This window comes from Bradyrhizobium sp. 27S5 (assembly GCF_037217225.1).
Taxonomy (GTDB): Bacteria; Pseudomonadota; Alphaproteobacteria; order Rhizobiales; family Xanthobacteraceae; genus Bradyrhizobium; species Bradyrhizobium septentrionale.
Map to the genome: position 1 here is coordinate 7,049,234 of NZ_CP147714.1, position 19,411 is coordinate 7,068,644.

Consider the following 19,411-nt stretch of genomic DNA (forward strand, 5'->3'; position numbering starts at 1 on the left):
ATTTGCCGCTCAGGCGGTCTTGCGCTGCGGCGCCGCCAGCTGCGTGACGATCTCCTCTTCGACTTCGCGCAAGCGGTCCTTGCCGAAGAAGATCTCGTCACCGACAAAGAAGGTCGGCGAGCCGAACGAGCCGCGGGCCACGGCGTTGCTGGTGTTCTCGATCAGCTTTTTCTTCACCTCGTCCTGCTGCGCGCGGGCGATGATGCGGTCGATATCGACGCCGGAAGACAGGAACGCCTCGCGGAACACCTGCGGATCGTCCATCTTCTTGGGCTCGGACCACATGTGGTGATAGGCCGCGCGGAAGTAGGGCTCGAACAGCCCTTCGAAATCGGCCGCAACGACGCCGCGCATCAGCATCAGCGTGTTGACCGGGAAGAACGGGTTCGACCTGAACGTCGTGATGTTGTGGCGCTGCAGGAAGCGCTCGGTCTCGATCGCGTTGTATTCCGGCTTGTTCTTGATGCCGCGCAGCGACTCGCCGGGCGACATGTTGCCGGTCGCCTTGTAGACGCCGCCAAGCAGCACCGGGATGTAGTCGAACTTCACGCCGGTGCGCTTCTCGATGTCGGGCAGCGCGAGTTCGGCGAGATAGGCGTTCGGACTTCCAAAATCGAAATGGAATTCGACCTTGAGCGGAGCAGCCATGGAACGCCCTTCCCTTCGATTGTCGGCGGCCGTCTGCCCGGCCGGATTGATCGTGGCCCGGACCATAAGTTCTATTTTAGAACTGTCAATATGATATTTGTCATCCTATAGCCGAACCATAGGCCTGTACGCGGCATCCTATTGAAATGATGTTAGTTCTGTTTTAGAATTTTACTTCCACTGTCGTCGCAGAGCGCTGGAGACGCTGATGAAATGGGATACCCTCGAGGAGGAGCCGTGCTCGCTGGCCCGCACCGTCGCGGTGATCGGCGATCGCTGGAGCCTGTTGATCCTGCGCGAATGTTTCCTGCGCATCCGCAGGTTCGATGACTTCCAGGCGTCGCTCGGGATCACCCGCCATCTGCTCGCCGACCGGCTGAAGAAGCTGGTGCGCTTCGGCGTGCTGCGCAAGATTCCCTATCAGGAGGCGCCGAAGCGCTACGAATACATCCTGACCCAGAAAGGCCTCGACCTCTACCCGATCATCATGTCGATCGTGCACTGGGGCAATATCCACATGGTCGACGCGCGCGGCCGGCCGATGCTGCACGAACACAAGACCTGCAGGAAGATGTTCGACCCCGTCATGGTCTGTTCGGAATGCGGCGAACCGCTGAGCGCGAAGGATGTCCACGTCCATCCGGGCCCCGGCGCGCGAAAGTCCTCACCCGTGCACGCAAGGGCGCAGGAGCGGGCCAGACGAGTAGCTGAATCGACCTAGAAGTGACCGTCGACCGCTGCGCGTTTCAGCGTGACGACGTCGCCATCAGCACGACATTGCCGCCAAGCAGGCAGCCTACCGGCCGGCCGCCGGCGAAGCCGATACGGACACGGATCTCCGACAGGCGTCCCATCGCCCTGCCCTGAAGGATTCGAATCTCGTCATCGTTCGGCGTGATCAGGCCGTAATCGAGCAAGCCGAACACCAGCGCCGCAGCCGCGATGCCGGTTGCGGCGTCCTCGCGATAACCGGATGAGCGCGGGAATTGCCGTGCCTCGAACAGGCGTACCGCGCGGTCGACCACCGCAAACGGATAGAGCCCGGTCGATCCGATCCGCCCGCAGACCGCCTCGACGTCCCCGACCGCGGGATCCAGCGCATTCAGCGCCTCCGGCGAGCGCATCGGGATCAGAGTCTTGATCCGCGATGTCACGGCATTGCAGGGCGTTCCGTCACCGATCGCATCCGGCCCGACCGCGAGAGCCCGGAGCACGTCGTCGCATTGCTCGGCGCCGAGCGGAACGGTCTTTCCGACCGGCTGGGTGATCTCGACACGGGGCTCGCCGTTGCGATCCCGGCTGATGAAGCCGGTGACCGGACCGCTGCGCGTTGCGATCCGGATCGTATCGCCCGGCAGTCGCCCCTGGCGTGCAAGCAGCCAGAGCGCACCGATGGTGGCGTGGCCGCACATTTCCATTTCGTGGTTCGGAACGAAGAAGCGGAACGTCGCGTCGAAATCGTCACTCTCCGCCGGCAACACGAAGCCGGATTCATGACCATGGCGGCGCGCGACATCCTGCATGTCGGATGCGCTCATGCCCCTGGCATCGACCACGATCGGACAGGGATTGCCTCCCTCACCGTCCACCGTGAACACGCTAACCAGCTCGACTGTCGTCATGATGCCATCCCCGAGGCTGCTACTTGACCAGCGTCGCGCCGGTTTCCGGATGCTGCAGCCAGCCGAGCAATGCCTCGTGGAAGCGCGCCGGCGCCTGGATCTGCGGCGAATGGCCGAGGTCGGGGAATTCGATCAGCTGCGCATGCGGAATCCGCTTCGCCGCTTCCTTGCCGAGCACCGGATAATTGCCGAGCGTCTTGCGGATTTCCGGCGGCGCGGTGTCCTTGGCGATCGCGGTGGTGTCCTTGTCACCGACAAACAGCAGGGTCGGCGGCTTGATCTGCTCGAATTCGTAGAACACCGGCTGGGTCGCGATCATGTCGTAGAGCCGCGCCGAGCTTGATGCGACCGCCGCGCGGCCCGGGCCGCGATACATGCCGGCCAGCATCTGCACCCACGTCTCGTAGGACGGATCCCAGGTGTCGGCGTAATAGGTGGCACGCTCATAGGCGCGGATGCCGTCTGCGGTGACGCGCGTCTCGCGCTGCATCCAGCCGTCAAGGCTGAGCCACGGCACGCCCTTGGCCTTCCAGTCCTCAAGCCCGATCGGATCCACCAGCACCAGCCGGTCGGTGGCGTCCGGATACATCAGGGCGTAGCGCATCGCCAGCATGCCACCGGTGGAGTGGCCGACCATGATCGAGTGTTCGATCCCAAGCGAAGCCAGCAGCGCGCGGCTGTTGCCGGCCAGCTGCTGGAAGGTGAACTGATAGCGTTCCGGCTTGGAGGATTTGCAGAAGCCGATCTGATCCATCGCGATCACGCGATAACCGGCGCCGCTGAGCGCCTTGATGGTGCCGTCCCAGGTGGCGGCACAGAAATTCTTGCCGTGCAGCAGCACCGCGGTCTGCCCGTTCGGCGTCGCCGGCTTGACGTCGAGATAGGCCATGTCGAGCTCCTGCCCCTGCGAGCTGAAGCGATAATGCTCGACCGGATAGGGATAGTCGAAACCCTGCAGCTCCGGGCCATAGGCCGGCTCGGCGGCCGATTGCGCCGATGCGCTGGACGCGCCGAGCGCGACGGTCGCAACGACGGCAAGGTGAAACAGGGCTCTCAGGTGCATCTCTCAAGGTCCGGAAATCAGGGGCGATCCGTGATGCCGTAGCCGAACGCAAGGGCGCCAGCCAGCGCTACAGCGATGATTTGTTCGTGATCGGCTTCGAGGCAGCTAATTGAGCATGATCTTCTCGGAAAACCGCTTCGCACTTTTCCGGATCATGCTCTAGGCCGGATCGAACGCCCGGATCGGCGGCAGATTGCCGTTGAAACGCTCAACCTCGACGGTCGTGAGCTGGCCGGTGCAGCCCTGCGCGAAAGATGACGTGCCGATGTCGCGGGTCAGCACGTTCGGATTGCCGTGAACGCAGAGCGGCGCCTCCTCCTCGGGGTCCATCGGGTCGTACCAGGCGCCGGTCGGCAGCTGGACCACGCCGGCCGCGATGCCGTCGGTGACATGCACCGCGGCAAGGCAGGCGCCGCGGGCGTTGAAGATGCGAATGATGTCGCCGTCGGCGATGCCGCGCGCCTTGGCGTCGCGCGGGTTCATGCGCGCGACCTCGCGGCCGCGATGCTTGGCCTCTAGCGAGTGACCACCAAAGTCGAGCTGGCTGTGCAGACGCGTCACCGGCTGGTTGGCGACGAGGAAGCACGGCGAGCCTGATGTCGGCGTGTCGGTCTTCTCGAGCCAGACCGGATGGCCCGGACAGTCCGCATCGCCGTGGTCGGCGATCTTCTGCGAGAAGATCTCGATGCGGCCGCTCGGCGTCGGCAACGGCCGCGCCACCGGGTCGTCGCGGAAGCGGCGCAGCGTGCCGCCGTCGTCGAGATGTTGCGGCACGACCAGGCTGCCGCGCTGCCAGAATTCCTCGAAGCTCGGCGCCTCGAGCCCGCCCGCGGCGAGCGCCTTGCGGGTCGGCTCGTACAGGTGCTCCAGCCATTGCCGCGACGTGCGCCCTTCGGTGAAGGGCTCGCGGGCGCCGAGCCGCTCGGCGAGATCGGCAAAGATGTCGTAGTCGTCGCGCGCGAGGCCGAACGGCTCGGCGATCCGGTGCATGGCGACCATCAGCGGATCGTTGGTGGAATAGCCGATGTCCTCGCGCTCGAGCGTCATCGTCGAGGGCAGCACGATGTCGGCGTGGCGCGCCGTCGCGGTCCAGGCGAGCTCGTGCACCACCAGCGTGTCGAGCCGCGCAAAGGCCTTGCGCAGGCGGTTGAGATCCTGGTGATGGTGGAACGGATTGCCGCCCGCCCAGTAGACGAGGCGGATATCCGGATAGGTTCGCGTCTCGCCATTGTAGCGGTAGGTGGTGCCGGGATTGAGCAGCATGTCGGCGATGCGCGCCACCGGAATGAAATCGGCGACGCCGTTGCGGCCCTGCCCGAGCGTCGGTCCCGGCACCGCATTGACGCGCCGGCCATAATAGCCGATCGCGCCGAGCGAATAGGCGTAGCCGCCGCCGGGCAGGCCGATCTGGCCGAGGGCTGCCGCCAACACCATGCCCATCCACACCGGCTGCTCGCCATGCTCCGCGCGCTGCAGCGAATGCGACACGGTGATCAGCGCACGCCGCCCGGCGAGCCGCCGCGCGAGCGTCGTGATGGTGTCGGCGTCGATGCCGCAGATCGCGGCGGCCCATTCGGCGCTCTTCGGCTGGCCGTCGCTCTCGCCGGTCAGATAGCGCAGGAACACCGGCCAGCCCTCGGTGTAGCGATCGAGGAAGGCCTGATCGTGCAGGCCTTCGCTGACCAGGGTGTGGACGATGCCGAGCATCAGCGCGGTGTCGGTGCCGGGCACCGCCGTCATCCATTCGGCGCCGGCCTCGACGGGCAGATCGTCGCGCAGCGGGCTGACCAGGACGAACTGACAGCCGCGCCGCTGCGCCGCCTCCATGGCGCCGCGCTCGATATGCTTGCTGATCGAGCCGCCCGCCACCATCGAGTTCTTCAGCGCCATGCCGCCGAATGCCAGCACGATGTCGGTTTCGGCTGCAATCTGCTCCCAGGTGACGTTGCGCTTGGTGATGTCCTCGTAACCGGTAAGAATCTGCGGCAGCAGCACCGAGGACGCGCCCGAGGAATAGGTGTTCACCGAACGGACATAGCCGCCGAGTGCGATGTTGAGGAAACGGTGCACCTGGCTCTGCGCGTGATGGAAGCGGCCCGCGCTCGACCAGCCATAGGAGCCGCCGAACACCGCGCCGGGGCCGATCGTGTCGCGGATCCGCGTCAGCTCGCCGCCGAGCAGATCGAGCGCCTGCTCCCAGCTGACCGAGACGAATTCATCGCGGCCGCGGCGATCATCGGGCCCGGGCCCACGCTCCAGCCAGCCGCGGCGGATCGCCGGTTGCGCGATGCGCGCCTGGTGGCGCAGCGCGCCGGGGAAGTTGTTGATGATGCCGTTCGGATCGGGATCGCCGCCATATGGCCTGACTTCGAGCCCCGCCTTGCCGAAACGCGCCGAAAACACGCCCCAATGCGAGGTGTGCGGCTTGAACCCATCGGACAGATCGAGGCCGGGATCGGGGTAGCCAATGGTTTCGCTCATCGAGTGTCCTTCATCCGCAGCCAGCAGTAAGGCCGCGCCTGTGTCGCGACGTTCCGGCCAGTATAATGATCCAATCGGCGCGCGGTACCCGCTATCAGAGATGTCGCACCGCACCGTGCCGGCATGACTGCGGGTGGTGGCGGAACTCCCCGCCGGGGCCGCGCTGCCAAAATATCGAAAACAACCCCATGCACAGTAGCCGGCGGTTGCCGCCGTTCGACAAGGCAACTTGACGCGTCGGGCAACTCAGAGGTATTTTTCCACTATTCCGAAATCGTGCAACCGTCCCCTCGCCCGCAATCGCGGGCTCTCCGGTTGCGATTGCGGCCGAAAATCCTCACCCACAATTCAAACTGCACCGGCTGCCGCAGCGAGCGATCGCCTGCGCGCTTGCCGCGCGCGTTCCAGGGAATACCGACATGACGACTGCACCAGACATCACCGTGCCGACGACGGTCGCCGCAACCGACCAGACTGCGGCTGCCGCAGCCCCGCGGATAACACTCTCGCCGCGTGGATTCGCCATCGACCACCCTGACCCGAAGCTTGGCGAACAGCTGATGGCGAACGCACTGGGGGCCGCCGATCGCGACGCGATGGAGGGCATCCTCCGGCAATTGGTCAAGGCCAGCGTGAACGGCGGCAAGCCCTGCGAGGTCAATCTCGCTTTCATGATCTCGATGGTGAAGAGCATTCGCCCACGGGATTCCGTCGAGGCGATGCTGGTGGCGCAGATGGTTTCGGTGCATGTGATGGCGATGCGATGCGCCCACCACCTCGCGCATGCGGACGACCTCGCCCAGCACGACAGCGCCGCGCGCGCATTGGGCCGGCTCGCCCGTACGTTTCCCGCCCAGATCGAAGCGCTGAACCGCCACCGCAGCCATGGCGAACCCGCCATCACCGTGCAGAACGTGAAGGTGGAGGACGGCGGCAAGGCCATTGTCGGCAACGTCACGCAGCATGCGAGCGTGATCGTTTCGGACAAGAACCCGGCATCCGCGGCGCGGGCGCCGAAGGCCGCGGGCTCCAGGCGAAAGAACGATTCCGCTGATGCCAGGCAGGACGCACAGGCATGAGCGATCACATCAGAACGACCGGGGCAATGCTGGCGAGCCCGCGCTGCGGCGCCAAAACCCGCACCAGTGGCGCGTGCCGCTCGCCGGCGGTGCACGGCAAGACGCGCTGCCGCATGCACGGCGGCGCACCGGGATCCGGCGCGCCAAGGGCAAACCAGAATGCCCGCAAGCACGGCCGGTTCAGCAGGGATGCGATCGCCGAGCGACGGCAGATTCGGGAGGTGCTGGGTGAAGTGCGGAAGCTGCTGGAGGGGATGAAGTGATCTGTTTTCGCAGCAACCGAGGGCCGTTGGCGTTCTTGGTGTATAGGGTATGCGCACCACACGGGGAGATACCTGGAACGATAGTGCCGTCCGGAATCTCTTGGCCTAGTCATTAGCAGCTCATTGATCGCTTGCTATGACGGTCGACGGAGACAAACGCATCTATTTCCGGGTGCAAGCACGCAAAAAGCCAGGCATTTTTGCTCCCTCACTAAATTCCATATCGTCGAATCCCAAGAATATTGGCGCGCCATAAGTGTATTGGAATGCCACGCCGACCGTTGCTGCTCGTTGAATGACGTTCAAAAGCTCGCCGTTGAGAGTGAACATGGCATTGATCCAGCCATTCACTAGTTTCGGACCGTCAGAAAGGTGCGCGGCGATTGGGACAGGTGTTCCATCTATTAAGAGAGATATAGCGCCCATCTTCATGATCTCGCGCTCCCGGCCTTCGGGATCAAAGATGGCGTAGAGGGCTACGCCACCATTCAGGCAAAGCAGAAGGAATTTATTGATTCCATGGTATGTTTCTCGCTCGCCTTTGAGATAAATTCCGTCGTCGATGGCCTCAATTGTCCAGACGGCTTTCTTCTGACCATTATTGACTACGTTTAGTTTCAAGAGGTCTTCGTGGGGGATGATGTTGACTTCAGTTTTCCCTGCCTTAGTCATCTCGCTCAGAAACTTGGGATCAACGCCCATGTCTCGAACGTATTGGACGATCGAGGCCGAAACGATTTGTGCGATGTCACTGTCTTGATCACTCTTCTGGTCAGAAAAGAAACGGTGAACCCCATAGTTTGAGTCTTTGGAAATGTATCGATAGCCGCCGACAGCCTTGGTGACACAGCACGAGGTGTCAGAAATGCTGCATTGGCCGCGCTCGCTCTCACTGGCTTCGAAGGCGTGGCGCACGACGGCAAGTCGATCGCAACCACTGACATGATATTTGAGACCGGAAGTGACCGCCCCATCTACGTCTTCGTGCCCCAAGTAAGAATGACGAGCAGGTCGCAATCGGCCTTGCTGCCAGAGCAGGCCGCCGAAGCCTCGAAGTTGGCCCAAGCTCTAGACAAGGCGCCGAAAAACCTCCGCCATATCCCGCGGCTACTTGCCCAATCGCACGAAGGCCGGCTGCAACCGCTGAACGCGTTTATCTCGGCCTGGGCCGGTCTCGAAATCCTCATCAGGGCAACGTTCGAGCAATATGAAAGATCGTGGAACACATCCATCAAAAGCGCTCTTCCAAACAGTGCGCTGAAGGTGGCTGAACGCATGCGCACGGTTATGAAAGACAAGTATCGGCTCGCGGATAAATTTGCCATCATGGCAAGCACGCTCGATTCCGCGAACGCTGACCAAGATATTGTTGTCTTCGAGGACCTGAAGAACGCACGGGACACTTTCTTCCATACGCTGTTGACCGATCCCACGGACCTTCCTGGTGATACGACCCGGCGGCTGCTCCGATTCAGGCCCGCTATCTGCGTGAAGCCAGGCCGTGACGTTTGATCCGTTCGGCGACTAGCGCGCGGATACCTACGCAATCTTGCCCAAGAGAAAGATTCCGCGATTGTAAGGCGGCTCGAACATGCCTCCTTCACGACCGGGATAGACGATGCGTTCGCGGCGCTCCAGAAAAAGAAGGCCCTGACCTACGCGGACTTGCTGTTCACGCATAAGACCCTCTTCGAAGCTATGTATCCGTGGGCCGGGCAGGACCGTCTTCAAACGGCACCGAACATCGCCGTTAGCCGGGGCGGCGTTTTGTTCGCACATCCCAAGTCCATCCAAAACGCAATCGAGCACGCTCTGAAGCTCGGCAACGATCCCAAGACCATGCGCGATAAGCCCGGCGAGGTCATGGGCTATCTGGCCCACGGCCATCCCTTTCTGGATGGCAATGGCCGCACGATCATGGTTGTTCACTGCATACTGGCTCAACGCGCCGGCTTCAGCATCGATTGGGCCTCCACAGACAAGACCGCCTACCTTCAAGCGCTCACGAAAGAGCTCGACGACCCTGGCAAAGGCTTCCTCGACAAATATCTCGAACCTTACATCCGCCCAGCGGTGAGCGATCTCAAAGAACACATCGCGGCGGCCAAAGGGCTCGATGGAGGCAGGGGCGAGACCGACACCGTTCGCGGAAGCAACGACGATCCGGCGATACAAGCCGAGTACAAGCAGCAGCTCAAACGCGACGAGCAAAGCAAGGGCGCTTGATCATTGGGCCTTTAGGCCAACGAATGGTACTTCGCGCGGCTTGGCGTTACGGTGACCGTGCACTTAATTTCCATTCTCGAAATGGGCCGCGCGGCATTGCCGCGCTGGGTGACGCGGTGCGGCTAACCGTTTTCTCAAGCTGACAAACTATCGGCATAAGGGAAACGAAGCCTTCCGGAAGTGAGGCCCATTGGTGACACCACTATCTGCCTCGACCCATTGCGGAACTGCTCGGCGTCGTGGCCCGATATTCCTTGGAACTGGACTTGCAGAACGCGCGGATGCGCCCATTCACCGTTGCGGCCAAACTGGACGTCGCCCATGACCGTCTTGAAGGTCGCCTTCCGTACGTAGGTTGAGAGGCTTGCATCGTCTAAGCCACCGGTCGCTTCGACAGCCTGCGCCAGCACCTGCATCTGGGCGTAAGCGAGCGGCGCCATGTAATGGCCCAAGGGATCGACACCCGCGTCACCGGCCCGTGTCTGGTAGGTATTCAGCATTTCCTCAACGCCAGCGAACATCATGTTGGGGACTGGTACCCAATACTCGTAATTCACGAATCCGTTGAGCAGCTGGCCGAGCGTGGTCTTCACCACTGTGTTTTGTGGCCCGATCATGCCGGCACCAACCATCTTCGGGCGGAACGAGTGTGCATGAATAGCGCGCACGAGGCCGATCGAGTCATCGAGGTATGAACAGAGAAACAGAAGGTCGCAGTCGCTCTTGGCGACGGCGTCGATGACAGGCGTGAAATTCTCCGTCGTCAGCGGGTAAGTCGCTTCATGGACGACACGGAAGCCGTGCTTGGCCGCATTAGCTTTTGCGCCAAGGATGGGGTTGCGAGAGAATTCCGCATCCGCCGAGACCAATGCCACGGTCAATGGTCGAGGCGTCTGCGCCGCGCCTAGCTCGAAGAATCCCTCGGTCAACGCGGCGTTCGGGTCCGGCCCGGTTGGGATCATCGCGAAGTAGTTGGGATAGGCGAGCGCATTGTTAACGCCGAGGCCCATCAGACCAACGAAGAACCGCTGCCGCTCCATGATGAGCGGCATTGCTGGCAATATGGTGTTAGTGCCGTAACCGCCGATGACGAGATCGACATGGTCCTCGTCCATCAACCGCTTGTAGAGGCCGGGAACGCGCGACGCATCGGCGTGATCGTCGTAGCAGATGAGTTCGACCGATTGGCCAAGCAGTCCGCCCCGGCGGTTGATATCCTCCCGCCAAATCTCATGCGCAAGCTGCGCCGACCGGCTGTTGCCGGCAACGGGGCCGGTCAGCGACAAGCAATAACCGATACGGATCGGTGCGGGCACGTTTGGCCCCTTACTTGGCGTGGCTGGCGAGAAGCTGAAGTTCCCAAGCCAGCGCAACAGCGCTGCCGCCGCCATGTTCGAGAACGACGCCTGCGACACCAGCAGCGGTTTTCTCTCGCGCCCAATCGCGCTGCCATTCGCCGAGCACGGCGAGCCAGGTGATTGGCACGGCACCCGCTTGAACCATGCGGCGCACAGCCATGTCATGGGCTTCCAGCGAGACGCCGCCCGAAGCGTCGGTGACGATGAACACGTCATACCCCTCGCCGAGCGCCTGTATCGCAGGCATGGCCAAGCAAATCTCGGTGTAGAGCGCGGCGAGCACGAGTTGCTTGCGCCCGCTCTTCTTCACGATGTTGGTAACGTTCGGGTCCTCCCAGGTATTGATGAAGGTGCGGTTGATCGGCTTCTGCTCGGGGAAGACATCCTGAAGCCCCTTGATGACATAGCCGCCGCGCTCCTCGATCACCGTGGTGAGGATCGTCGGCACGTTGAAGACTTTGGCGGTCTTCGCGAGGCCGATGACGTTGTTGATGATCATCGTCGGCTCGTGACTATTCAGGTTCGTGAACTGGTAGGGCTGATGGTCGATCAGCACGAGAATGCTGTCTTCGGGACGAAGCAAGGCGTCGAGGCCGGTCTTGGCAGGCATAAGAACTCCGTTAACAGATGTACGGGTGATGGCTCAGGGGCTGGGCGGGTCCAGAAAGACGTGAAGGGTCTTGATTTGACCGCGTTCAATTTGCGCGACGTCGGTGCCCGTCACGGCCGCAGGACCGTTCGGTGGACCGGACTTCCACCGCAGCCGTCCCATGCCGTGGTGGCCAACAGCAGGGCCAATCGCCGTGAAAACGAAATCGGCCGGCAAGTTTGCCAGCAATCCATCCACCGCCTTATTGATGGCGGCATGACCTGTCGCCGAGGCATCCGGTGGTTCAAAGAGTGTCGCATCGCCAGCATAGAGTTCCGAGATGGCCTTCATTCTGCGAGAGGCGTCGCGCTCGCCGAACACATGCGCGAGATTTGCCTGCATGAGGCCGTCATAGTCGATGGGTGCTGTGCTCATCTTCCGCCCTCCGGAGTTGGGAATTTTCGGAAGGGCGTGCCTCGTCAATCGCTCAACGCGATGTCGTTCGCCGATCCGGTTGCGGCGATAGTGTCGGTCCGCTTAACGAAACACACTGTTCGATTTTGCGATTCGCAGTCTGAATCTGCTACGGGATGACGGTCAGTTCTTGCGGTCGCGCCGCCATGCTGCCGGTGTCGTGCCGGTGAGCTTCCGGAACGTTCGCCCGAAATGAACCGCATCGGCAAAGCCCGTTGCCTCGGCCACCTCGTTGAGCGACGCGTGGCTGTCGACCAGGAGAGCCTGCGCGCGCCGGACTCGCGCATCGAGTTGCCAGCGATAGGGTGCCATCCCGGTCGACGCCTTAAAGGCGCGGCTAAAATGCGCGGGTGAAAGACTGATCAGCGCTGCCAGACGCGTGAGATCAACGCGCTCGGGCAAATGGGCGTCGAGATATTCAACGGTGCGTCGAAGCTGCCAGGGCGCCAGTCCCTTCCTGTTCGTGGCAGGAGCCGGTGCATCGGCGAACAGAAGCGCTGCAATCGCGGTCGTCAGCCCGTCACCATAAAGCTGCGCCGATGGGTCGGGATCGTTCACCGCGTCAGAGAGCAGCTTCGTCAGGGTCCAGATGCGATCATCGGAAAAACGCAGCCGAGGCGCATCGATTGCATCGGCGTTGAACCGGGTACCCAGCTGCTCGCTCAGCACCGCGAGATCAAAGCTCAACGTGGTGTCCCGCACGAAGCGAGCATCAACGCAGAAGCCCCATATTTCCGTGCCGGCGGGCGCAAAGAGTAACTGCCGCGGCACATAGCCGACCGGGCAAGGCTGGTTCTCTCGGAGACGCGGCTCGCACGGGGCTCCGGTCTCTTCCAGAAGAATATTGAGGCGGGTTTCATTCTCGTGGCGAAGATGATGAGACACCCGGCCCGCGCAGTGGAATTCGTTGAGAGCAACGCGCACGCCATTCCAGTCGCGCCGTGCCGTCGAGAGACCCAGCACATTCTCAGGCAAGAGGGAGGGACGTATGAGCATGGTTACTTATAGTCTAACCAAGCCAAATCTTAAACGCTGGTCGCTGGGCCGGGGCGATTCCGACAATTGCTTCCACAACGCGCGAGTGGCGGGTACCTCGAAGTGAGTTCCAGCAAAATCAATGCATTAGCCCTTCTTAAGGCGCATGTAGGATTGGTCTTATTTGCTGGTGCTTTGCCTGCCCATCGACTTTGCCGCTGGTCATCGGGCCTTCACCCACTCACGGCTTCGCCGCGCACGCATCGATCAACAGCTTCGCCACCGTGAACGCCGACTGCGCCGGCCTCTCTCCACGGTCGCGTTGCTGAGGCCGCAGCCGCGATAACCCTTGCGCACGGCGCGGTGGACAGCTCATGAATATAGGCGAGCACGTGCTCGCGCGCATCGGCGTGACGCCGCACCTTGACGTTCGGCTGGTCGAGGCAATAAATGACAATCATCATATAATGACCGACCCGACGCCCGGGCAGTTCCGAGTCCCGGCCATGCCGGCTCACAGGAAGGGCGCGACAGGAGAACCATGCGTCGAATTGTTGTGACGGGCCTGGGAACGGTGTCCCCGCTGGGCTGTGGCACCGAATTGGTCTGGTCGAGACTGCTGTCTGGGCGCTCCGGGCTTGGCGCATTGCCGGAGTGGGCGATGGCGCTGCCGGCCCGTGTCGCCGGAATGGTTCCCGATAAGGCCGAGGATTCGGAGGGCGGCTTCGATCCCGATCTGGCGTCCCCTCGCAAGGACCAGAAGAAGATGGACCGGTTTATCCTGTTCGCGCTGCTCGCCGCGGAGGAAGCCGTGGCGCAGGCCGGCTGGATGCCGACCGAGGCGCGCGCGCAGGAGCGCACCGCCACTGTGATCGCATCCGGAGTAGGCGGGTTTCCCGCGATTGCGGAGGCCGTGCGCACGGCGGAACGGAGCGGTCTGCGTCGCCTGTCGCCGTTCACCATTCCCTCCTTTCTGGCAAATCTCGCAGCCGGGCACATCACCATCCGCTACGGCTTCAAGGGTCCTATCGGCGCGCCGGTGACCGCTTGCGCCGCGAGCGTTCAAGCCATTGGCGATGGAGCGCGCCTGATCAGGTCCGCCGAAGCCGACATTGCGATCTGCGGCGGCGCGGAGGCCTGCATCGATCCCGTGAGCCTTGGCGGCTTTGCGGCGGCGCGGGCACTTTCGACGTCCTACAACGACACGCCGGCGCGAGCTTCGCGGCCGTTCGACCGCGACCGTGACGGCTTCGTCATGGGCGAAGGCGCAGGTGTCCTCGTCATCGAGGAGCTCGAACATGCCGTGCGGCGCGGCGCCAAGCCGATCGCGGAGATCATCGGCTACGGCACGACGGCGGACGCCTATCACATCACCGCCGGCCCGGAAGATGGCGACGGTGCCCGGCGCGCAATGGAGGCGGCACTCCGGCAGGCCGGGTTGCGGCCCGACCAGGTCCAGCATCTCAACGCGCATTCGACCTCCACGCCGGTCGGCGATCTCAGCGAATTGGAGGCCATCAAGCGCGTGTTCGGGCGCGAGGGAGGGGTTGCCGTCAGCGCAACCAAGTCAGCGACGGGACATCTGCTCGGCGCGGCCGGCGGCGTCGAGGCCATCTTCACAATCCTGGCGCTGCGCGATCAAATCGCTCCGCCCACGCTCAATCTGGAGAACGTCGATCCGGCTGCGCAGGGCATTGACCTCATCGCGAACGTTGCGCGGCCGATGGCCATCGAACACGCGATCTCGAACGGCTTTGGATTTGGCGGCGTCAACGCCAGTCTCGCCTTTCGACGATGGTCTTGAGCCGGTTGTCGATCAAATCCGCGATGAGCCGCCCGAGCACGCCGCTGCGCCCGACAGCGAGCGGCCGCCTTCTCGCGGTGTCTGCGGTAGAGCACTAAAGCGCGATGATTTTCGGTTTAATCGGCTTGACCGCAGACTCGCTTCGCCTCTCCCGCTTGCGGGGTCGAGACGAGCGAAGCTCGCTCTTAGGCCGACGCGCTCGGCAGCGCTCTTGCGCGCCTGAGCGCGGCGGGTGGAGGCTCTCTCCACGATGCGACTCGTGGAGAGAGCCCCCACCCCAGCCCTCCCCCGCAAGCGCAGGGCTATCGCATATGAGAGTGGGGTGATGTGGGCAGTGGCGTTGGGCTCCCTCTCCCGCTTGCGGGGGAGGGCGGGGTGGGGGTGTCTCCGCATTGTGTTCAACCGGCATGATTCCCGACATTTTGGACCGGCATGATCCCCGACAGTTTGGGTTAAGCGGTCTGTTCGCCCGGTTCGCGCAGCCCCTCACGAGGCGGAGCGAACCGGGTGAACAGGCCGCGGCGGTCGATGAGACCGACGTCGAGGTCGCAGAAGCGGACGACGTGGTCACCGGTATCGAGTTCGGCGATGCCGACAAGTTCGTTCACCAGCGCCTGACCGATAAAGACGAACTTGCCTTTCCATTTAATCTCCCCATTGCCGCGAACACGGCGGGCCTGGTGATCGGCGTCATACCAGGGGTCTTGCTCGCGATCCGGCATGGTGCGTTGAGATGCTCGATAGGCGTCCTCCGGCGGCCGTTGGCCCAGCGCTTCGTGAGGACGTTCCTTATTGTAATGCTCTCGGAAGGCGTCAAAGCGGGCCTGTTGCTCGGACGCATTATCTGCCGGTGGGCTCGATGTTTGCGCCTTCAAGGTGCGATGCATGCGCTCATGGCGACCGTTCTCCTGCGGCGAGGCCGGACGGATGAAGTGCGGCGTAATGCCGAGCTTCAGCCACCAGACCGACAATGTGGTGAGACCGCCGGCGCCGCGCGAGCCGAACGGCGAACCATTGTCGCAGCGGATTGCCCGCGGCAGGCCATGCTCGCGGAAAGCCCTCTCGAAGCGGGGGCGGACGCCCTCGGTCGTCGGTGCGACGATCTGCAGTTCGATCAGGAAGCGACTGTGGCTGTCAGCCACCGTCAACGGATCAATCCGGCACTGGTCGCGGGTGCGGAACCAACCCTTGAAGTCCACGCTCCACTCGTCGTTCGGCTCCTGCACCGGCGTGCAGGGACGCCGCTGGTCGAGCGGACGGCGGCGGCGCTTCACCGGCGAGATCAGCCCCGCGCGCTTGAGAATGCTCCCAATCGTCGACGCCGCCGGCCAATCGATCTCCGGCGCCTGGCGGTCAAGCAGGGCGAGCAGCTTGCGCGGTCCCAGATAGGGAAAGCGCTGCCGAGCCGCGATCACCTTCTCTGCAATCGCCGCATCGGTCGTTTGTCGGCATTGCTGCGGCGCGTGCGAACGGTCCCTGAACCACTCCGGATCGCCGCTCTGCTTCCGCTGGCGCCATGCGTAAAACGTGTCGCGGCAGATACCGTGACGGCGGCACAACTCCGACACGCTCCAGTTCCCGCTCTCGTACTCCATAAGCATCCGGATACGCTCTTCCATCCGACTGGTCTCTCTGAACGGCATCGTCGGGCCCTCCCGCCGATGCTTCTAGAAACCTGTCGGCAATCATGCCGGTCTAAACTGTCGGGTATCTATCCGGTCTGTACCATTGGGAATCCCACCGTGGAAACACCCCCACCCGCCACGCATCTTGCGATGCGTGTCGGCCTCCCCCGCAAGCGGGAGAGGCGAAGTGAGCCCGCGGATAGACTCCCGTGCTTCATCTGCGATAGCCCTGCCCTTTGCGGGAGAGGGAGCGCAGCGTCTTCGCGGCCACCAGTTCGACCTAACTTCATCAAGCTTTAACTTGAACGGTCGCGCCGTGATCCGGATAAAGACCACGGCCCGGCGATCCGGCCAATACCGGCAAATCATGTCTCGCGCTAAACCTTGTGCACAGCGTTGTCGCCGGTGGTGACCTTGATATCGGCATAGCGACACGCGCCGTGGCGGCGCTGGAACGGCGCCACGGCCAGCAGCCAGATTTTCGAGATGGCCTTCGCCGATCCACCGATATGGGCGGCGTAGTCTGCTGCGATGTCGCGTTCCTGCGCTTGCCAGGTCCCGAGGGCCGCCTTCCCGGAACGGACGATCATATGCGTCTCGATCGCGTTCCAGCCGGGCAACGGGCAGCGGAAAACCTTGCCTTCTGGCAAATGTTCGCTCCAGATGTAGGTCAGATCCTGCCCGTCCTCGAACTTCACGCCGATCGAAAGATAGTCGTGGGTCGCAGCCTGGTCTTCCGCGACGGCGGTCGGCAATTGATCGATTTTCCAGCGCCATGCGAGCCGCGGACGAGAGGCCAACGGAAGCGACAGCGGCCGCTTGATGATGCTGACGTGGCCCGTCGTGTCGCAGACGATCTCGCCGTCCGCACCCTGGCTGAAGACTTCCTGTCCACCGCCAAAACCGAGCCAGGTTCGACCAGCCTGACGGCAGCTTGCCGCCACGCTCAAGACGCGCAAGCTCGGACTTGAGCAGACCGCCCACATCGCCGTGCGCCAGGAGACTCTTGACGCCCACGCCGGCATCGGCGCGCCACAGCAGGGCGATACCGGTCACCTTGACATCCGCCTTCTTGTAGATGTCTTCCGGCGTCGCCAGCACCCCGTCCTCACTGGCCCATTCCGCGGCCGAACGCGCGACCTCGATCCGTCCATCGTGGGAGGCCGTCATGGTCCCGGTATCCAGCATCGGATTGTAGATCGGCCGGAGCCCGCGCGTGCGCGCGTGGAAGATCAGGCCGGGACCGAACCAGAGATCGTGTTCGCGTGACAGCCACATCCGACCGCTCAAGAGGAACGTCACCTGTTGGCCCTGCGCCGCGTCGAGCCCGAGATCGGTCCATGGCAGATCGCTGCCGTTGATCTCGAAAACCTTGTAGGCAACCAGTTCCGGTGAACTCGCCTTCGCAATGATTTCCTTGATCCCGCTCACCAAATCCGCCGGAGCCGGACCGCCCTGCTCGGCCGCTTGCACCGTCCGCAACGCAGGCGCGGCAAAGGGCAGGACCAGACCGAGCGCCGATGCACGCAACATGACATCACGTCGGGAAATTTTCCCGATACGGCCGGCCGCGGACGACACGCCAAAACAAGCAAAGCACATGCATTCCTCCCTGGTCCCGGTCGACGCCGGCGTTTGGCCGTGTTTCATCGATGGGCTTTCGAATGCTATGCTTTCGCTGCGAATTCAGCCTGCCATGATGTGCCGAAATGGCGGCCTGTTTGGCGCGTGAGGGCAGATGCACCAGACTGGTTACACACGCGCGAGCACGCTTGGTCCGATTGCCGACGTCGTGACGGCGGCCGGTGGATCGATCGAGCGGGTGTTCCGCCGCGCCGATCTTCCCCTCGGATTGCTGGAGGCGCCGGACACGCTGTTGCCGCTGCGCGATCACTTCCGGCTGTTGATGGTGACCTCGCGGGAATTGCACGACGAAGTCTTTGCGGTCCGGCTTGGTCGCCAGACGTCGATGGCGGGCCTCGGGATTTTCGGCAGATGGGTGGCCCAGGCCCCGACCTTGCTCGAGGCGATCCATCGCGCAGGAACGAGCCTGCCGCACATGCTGCAAAACGCCACCCAGCTGGTCGTCCGCCGTCATGGCAGCGAAATTCATTGGTCGTATGAATTGACCGACCCCGCGCGCGACGGACGCCGGCAGAACGAGATGCTCGCCATCTGGTACATGATCGCCGTGGTCAGGCATTTTGCCGGCGCCTGCTGGCTGCCGAGCCGGATCATCTTTGGCGACCTGCCAAACCGGCTGCGATACCTGATCGGCGAGTTGACGTGTACCGTTACTTCTATCGGCGACGCTGCCAGCGCAATCGTCTTCGATCGGCTGCTGTTGACGGCCGTCAATCCAAATCTCGGACAAGGCGATGGGCTGACCGCGAGCGAACTCGGACGCATTTTCGACCTGCCGGATCCGGAGGACCTGCCGGGCCGTGTTTTCGTACTGATCGAATTGGAGCTGCTCGATCGGCGTCCGACCCTTTCACGCATCGGAAACCGGTCGGGACTCACAAGACGAACCCTGCAACGCAGGCTCAGCGAGGTCGGACTGAGCTATAGCGACCTGCTGCGAAACGCGCTGCAGCGACGTGCGGTGAGACTGTTGTGCCAGACCGATCGATCGATCGGCGACATTGCATCGGTGCTCGGTTATGACGACCCCGCCCACTTCAGCCGGGCCTTCGAGCGCTGGAGCGGCGCGGCTCCCACCCGTTGGCGGCGTCTGCTTGAATCGCGCGTCCGGGGCGAAACCAATGGCGCGCCACTCAGAATAAAATCGCGAACCGATATGTAATTGAGATTGCTACACAATCCTTTACGCCGCGGCTTATCAGATCCAGCGCCTGCCAGAGCTTCCCAGCTGCAAGCATCGGTCAAGGGCGAGGGATATTTCAGAAGACAATTCAAATGGTTAGCTTTGCAGGCACGCGGATTCCTGGCGGCTCGACGGCCTTGAATTCAAATCGCCGTGCGAGCCTTGCCGGCGTCAACCAAAGCCGCACATCGCGCGACTAATGCAAAGGACGCTTCACATCGATCCGGAAACCGGCACCCGAAGACTTAAATCGAACCAGACCGGCCACGAAGCGACAAACAGCCACCGAAAAATAAAACAATGAGCTTCCTTCCGAGCTGAAACACACAGCAACGCTGAACGATGCATAAAGAATGTCGCGACTTCGTTTGGCTCAC

Annotated in this window: 19 protein-coding genes; 7 read left to right on the top strand and 12 right to left on the bottom strand. The window is 62.7% G+C overall.

What is annotated here, in order from left to right; genetic code table 11:
• Positions 1–9: 9 nt before the first annotated feature.
• Positions 10–648 (bottom strand): 2-hydroxychromene-2-carboxylate isomerase, encoded by a 639-nt coding sequence (locus tag WDM24_RS33245; RefSeq protein WP_338828771.1) that lies wholly within the window; start codon positions 646–648, stop codon positions 10–12.
• Between the two features lie 208 nt (positions 649–856).
• Between WDM24_RS33245 and WDM24_RS33250 the strand changes: the two genes are divergently transcribed.
• Positions 857–1,369: a helix-turn-helix domain-containing protein gene (locus WDM24_RS33250; protein WP_338691623.1), complete on the top strand. Its 513-nt coding sequence runs from the start codon at positions 857–859 to the stop codon at positions 1,367–1,369.
• Positions 1,370–1,394: 25 nt separating this feature from the next.
• Here the strand turns inward: WDM24_RS33250 and WDM24_RS33255 are convergent, their stop codons facing one another.
• The 3 genes from WDM24_RS33255 to WDM24_RS33265 all read right to left on the bottom strand — a co-directional run bounded on the left by WDM24_RS33255 (position 1,395) and on the right by WDM24_RS33265 (position 5,814).
• Positions 1,395–2,270: a PhzF family phenazine biosynthesis isomerase gene (locus WDM24_RS33255; RefSeq protein WP_338828772.1), complete on the bottom strand. Its 876-nt coding sequence runs from the start codon at positions 2,268–2,270 to the stop codon at positions 1,395–1,397.
• Between the two features lie 19 nt (positions 2,271–2,289).
• Positions 2,290–3,333: an alpha/beta hydrolase gene (locus WDM24_RS33260; protein ID WP_338828774.1), complete on the bottom strand. Its 1,044-nt coding sequence runs from the start codon at positions 3,331–3,333 to the stop codon at positions 2,290–2,292.
• A 159-nt stretch (positions 3,334–3,492) separates the two neighbouring features.
• Positions 3,493–5,814 carry a molybdopterin guanine dinucleotide-containing S/N-oxide reductase gene (locus tag WDM24_RS33265; RefSeq protein ID WP_338828775.1) on the bottom strand — a complete coding sequence of 774 codons (2,322 nt, stop codon included), beginning with the start codon at positions 5,812–5,814 and terminating at the stop codon, positions 3,493–3,495.
• 419 nt (positions 5,815–6,233) lie between these two features.
• On the opposite strand from WDM24_RS33265, the gene WDM24_RS33270 reads away from it, so the two are divergent.
• Positions 6,234–6,893 carry a hypothetical protein gene (locus WDM24_RS33270; RefSeq protein ID WP_338828776.1) on the top strand — a complete coding sequence of 220 codons (660 nt, stop codon included), beginning with the start codon at positions 6,234–6,236 and terminating at the stop codon, positions 6,891–6,893.
• Positions 6,890–7,156: an HGGxSTG domain-containing protein gene (locus WDM24_RS33275; RefSeq protein ID WP_338828777.1), complete on the top strand. Its 267-nt coding sequence runs from the start codon at positions 6,890–6,892 to the stop codon at positions 7,154–7,156. The genes WDM24_RS33270 and WDM24_RS33275 overlap by 4 nt, the downstream gene beginning before the upstream one ends.
• Before the next feature lie 162 nt (positions 7,157–7,318).
• Here WDM24_RS33275 and WDM24_RS33280 read toward each other — a convergent pair whose 3' ends face one another.
• Entirely contained in the window at positions 7,319–8,071 is a 753-nt protein-coding gene (locus WDM24_RS33280) for a hypothetical protein (protein WP_338828779.1), read from the bottom strand.
• On the opposite strand from WDM24_RS33280, the gene WDM24_RS33285 reads away from it, so the two are divergent.
• The gene (locus tag WDM24_RS33285) at positions 8,030–8,668 is read left to right on the top strand and encodes a hypothetical protein (protein ID WP_338828780.1); all 639 of its coding nucleotides are present in this window, start codon (positions 8,030–8,032) and stop codon (positions 8,666–8,668) included. The two genes, WDM24_RS33280 and WDM24_RS33285, sit on opposite strands and share 42 nt — an antisense overlap.
• A gap of 27 nt (positions 8,669–8,695) precedes the next feature.
• Here the strand turns inward: WDM24_RS33285 and WDM24_RS33290 are convergent, their stop codons facing one another.
• The gene (locus WDM24_RS33290; RefSeq protein ID WP_338828781.1) at positions 8,696–8,836 is read right to left on the bottom strand and encodes a hypothetical protein; all 141 of its coding nucleotides are present in this window, start codon (positions 8,834–8,836) and stop codon (positions 8,696–8,698) included.
• Here WDM24_RS33290 and WDM24_RS33295 point away from each other — a divergent pair.
• On the top strand, positions 8,822–9,382 hold the full coding sequence (locus tag WDM24_RS33295) for a Fic/DOC family protein (RefSeq protein WP_338828782.1): 561 nt from the start codon (positions 8,822–8,824) through the stop codon (positions 9,380–9,382). The two genes, WDM24_RS33290 and WDM24_RS33295, sit on opposite strands and share 15 nt — an antisense overlap.
• A 134-nt stretch (positions 9,383–9,516) precedes the next feature.
• Here the strand turns inward: WDM24_RS33295 and WDM24_RS33300 are convergent, their stop codons facing one another.
• From WDM24_RS33300 to WDM24_RS33315, 4 genes are all read right to left on the bottom strand, one after another.
• The gene (locus WDM24_RS33300; RefSeq protein WP_338828784.1) at positions 9,517–10,698 is read right to left on the bottom strand and encodes an amino acid ABC transporter substrate-binding protein; all 1,182 of its coding nucleotides are present in this window, start codon (positions 10,696–10,698) and stop codon (positions 9,517–9,519) included.
• A gap of 10 nt (positions 10,699–10,708) precedes the next feature.
• Positions 10,709–11,350: a hydrolase gene (locus tag WDM24_RS33305; protein ID WP_338828785.1), complete on the bottom strand. Its 642-nt coding sequence runs from the start codon at positions 11,348–11,350 to the stop codon at positions 10,709–10,711.
• 33 nt (positions 11,351–11,383) lie between these two features.
• Positions 11,384–11,764, bottom strand: coding sequence for a nuclear transport factor 2 family protein (locus WDM24_RS33310; protein WP_338828786.1), 381 nt, complete (start codon positions 11,762–11,764; stop codon positions 11,384–11,386).
• A 162-nt stretch (positions 11,765–11,926) separates the two neighbouring features.
• The gene (locus tag WDM24_RS33315) at positions 11,927–12,778 is read right to left on the bottom strand and encodes an AraC family transcriptional regulator (RefSeq protein ID WP_338828787.1); all 852 of its coding nucleotides are present in this window, start codon (positions 12,776–12,778) and stop codon (positions 11,927–11,929) included.
• A 541-nt stretch (positions 12,779–13,319) separates the two neighbouring features.
• Between WDM24_RS33315 and fabF the strand changes: the two genes are divergently transcribed.
• A complete protein-coding gene (gene fabF / locus WDM24_RS33320) occupies positions 13,320–14,582 on the top strand; it encodes a beta-ketoacyl-ACP synthase II (RefSeq protein WP_338828788.1) in 1,263 nt (420 codons plus the stop codon).
• Positions 14,583–15,034: 452 nt separating this feature from the next.
• Here fabF and WDM24_RS33325 read toward each other — a convergent pair whose 3' ends face one another.
• Together WDM24_RS33325 and WDM24_RS33330 are read right to left on the bottom strand one after the other, a co-directional pair.
• Positions 15,035–16,201 (bottom strand): integrase core domain-containing protein, encoded by a 1,167-nt coding sequence (locus tag WDM24_RS33325; RefSeq protein ID WP_224496526.1) that lies wholly within the window; start codon positions 16,199–16,201, stop codon positions 15,035–15,037.
• A 383-nt stretch (positions 16,202–16,584) separates the two neighbouring features.
• Entirely contained in the window at positions 16,585–17,151 is a 567-nt protein-coding gene (locus WDM24_RS33330) for a DUF3047 domain-containing protein (RefSeq protein WP_338832493.1), read from the bottom strand.
• Positions 17,152–17,999: 848 nt separating this feature from the next.
• Between WDM24_RS33330 and WDM24_RS33335 the strand changes: the two genes are divergently transcribed.
• Positions 18,000–19,013: a helix-turn-helix domain-containing protein gene (locus tag WDM24_RS33335; protein ID WP_338828789.1), complete on the top strand. Its 1,014-nt coding sequence runs from the start codon at positions 18,000–18,002 to the stop codon at positions 19,011–19,013.
• The last annotated feature ends 398 nt before the right edge of the window (positions 19,014–19,411 follow it).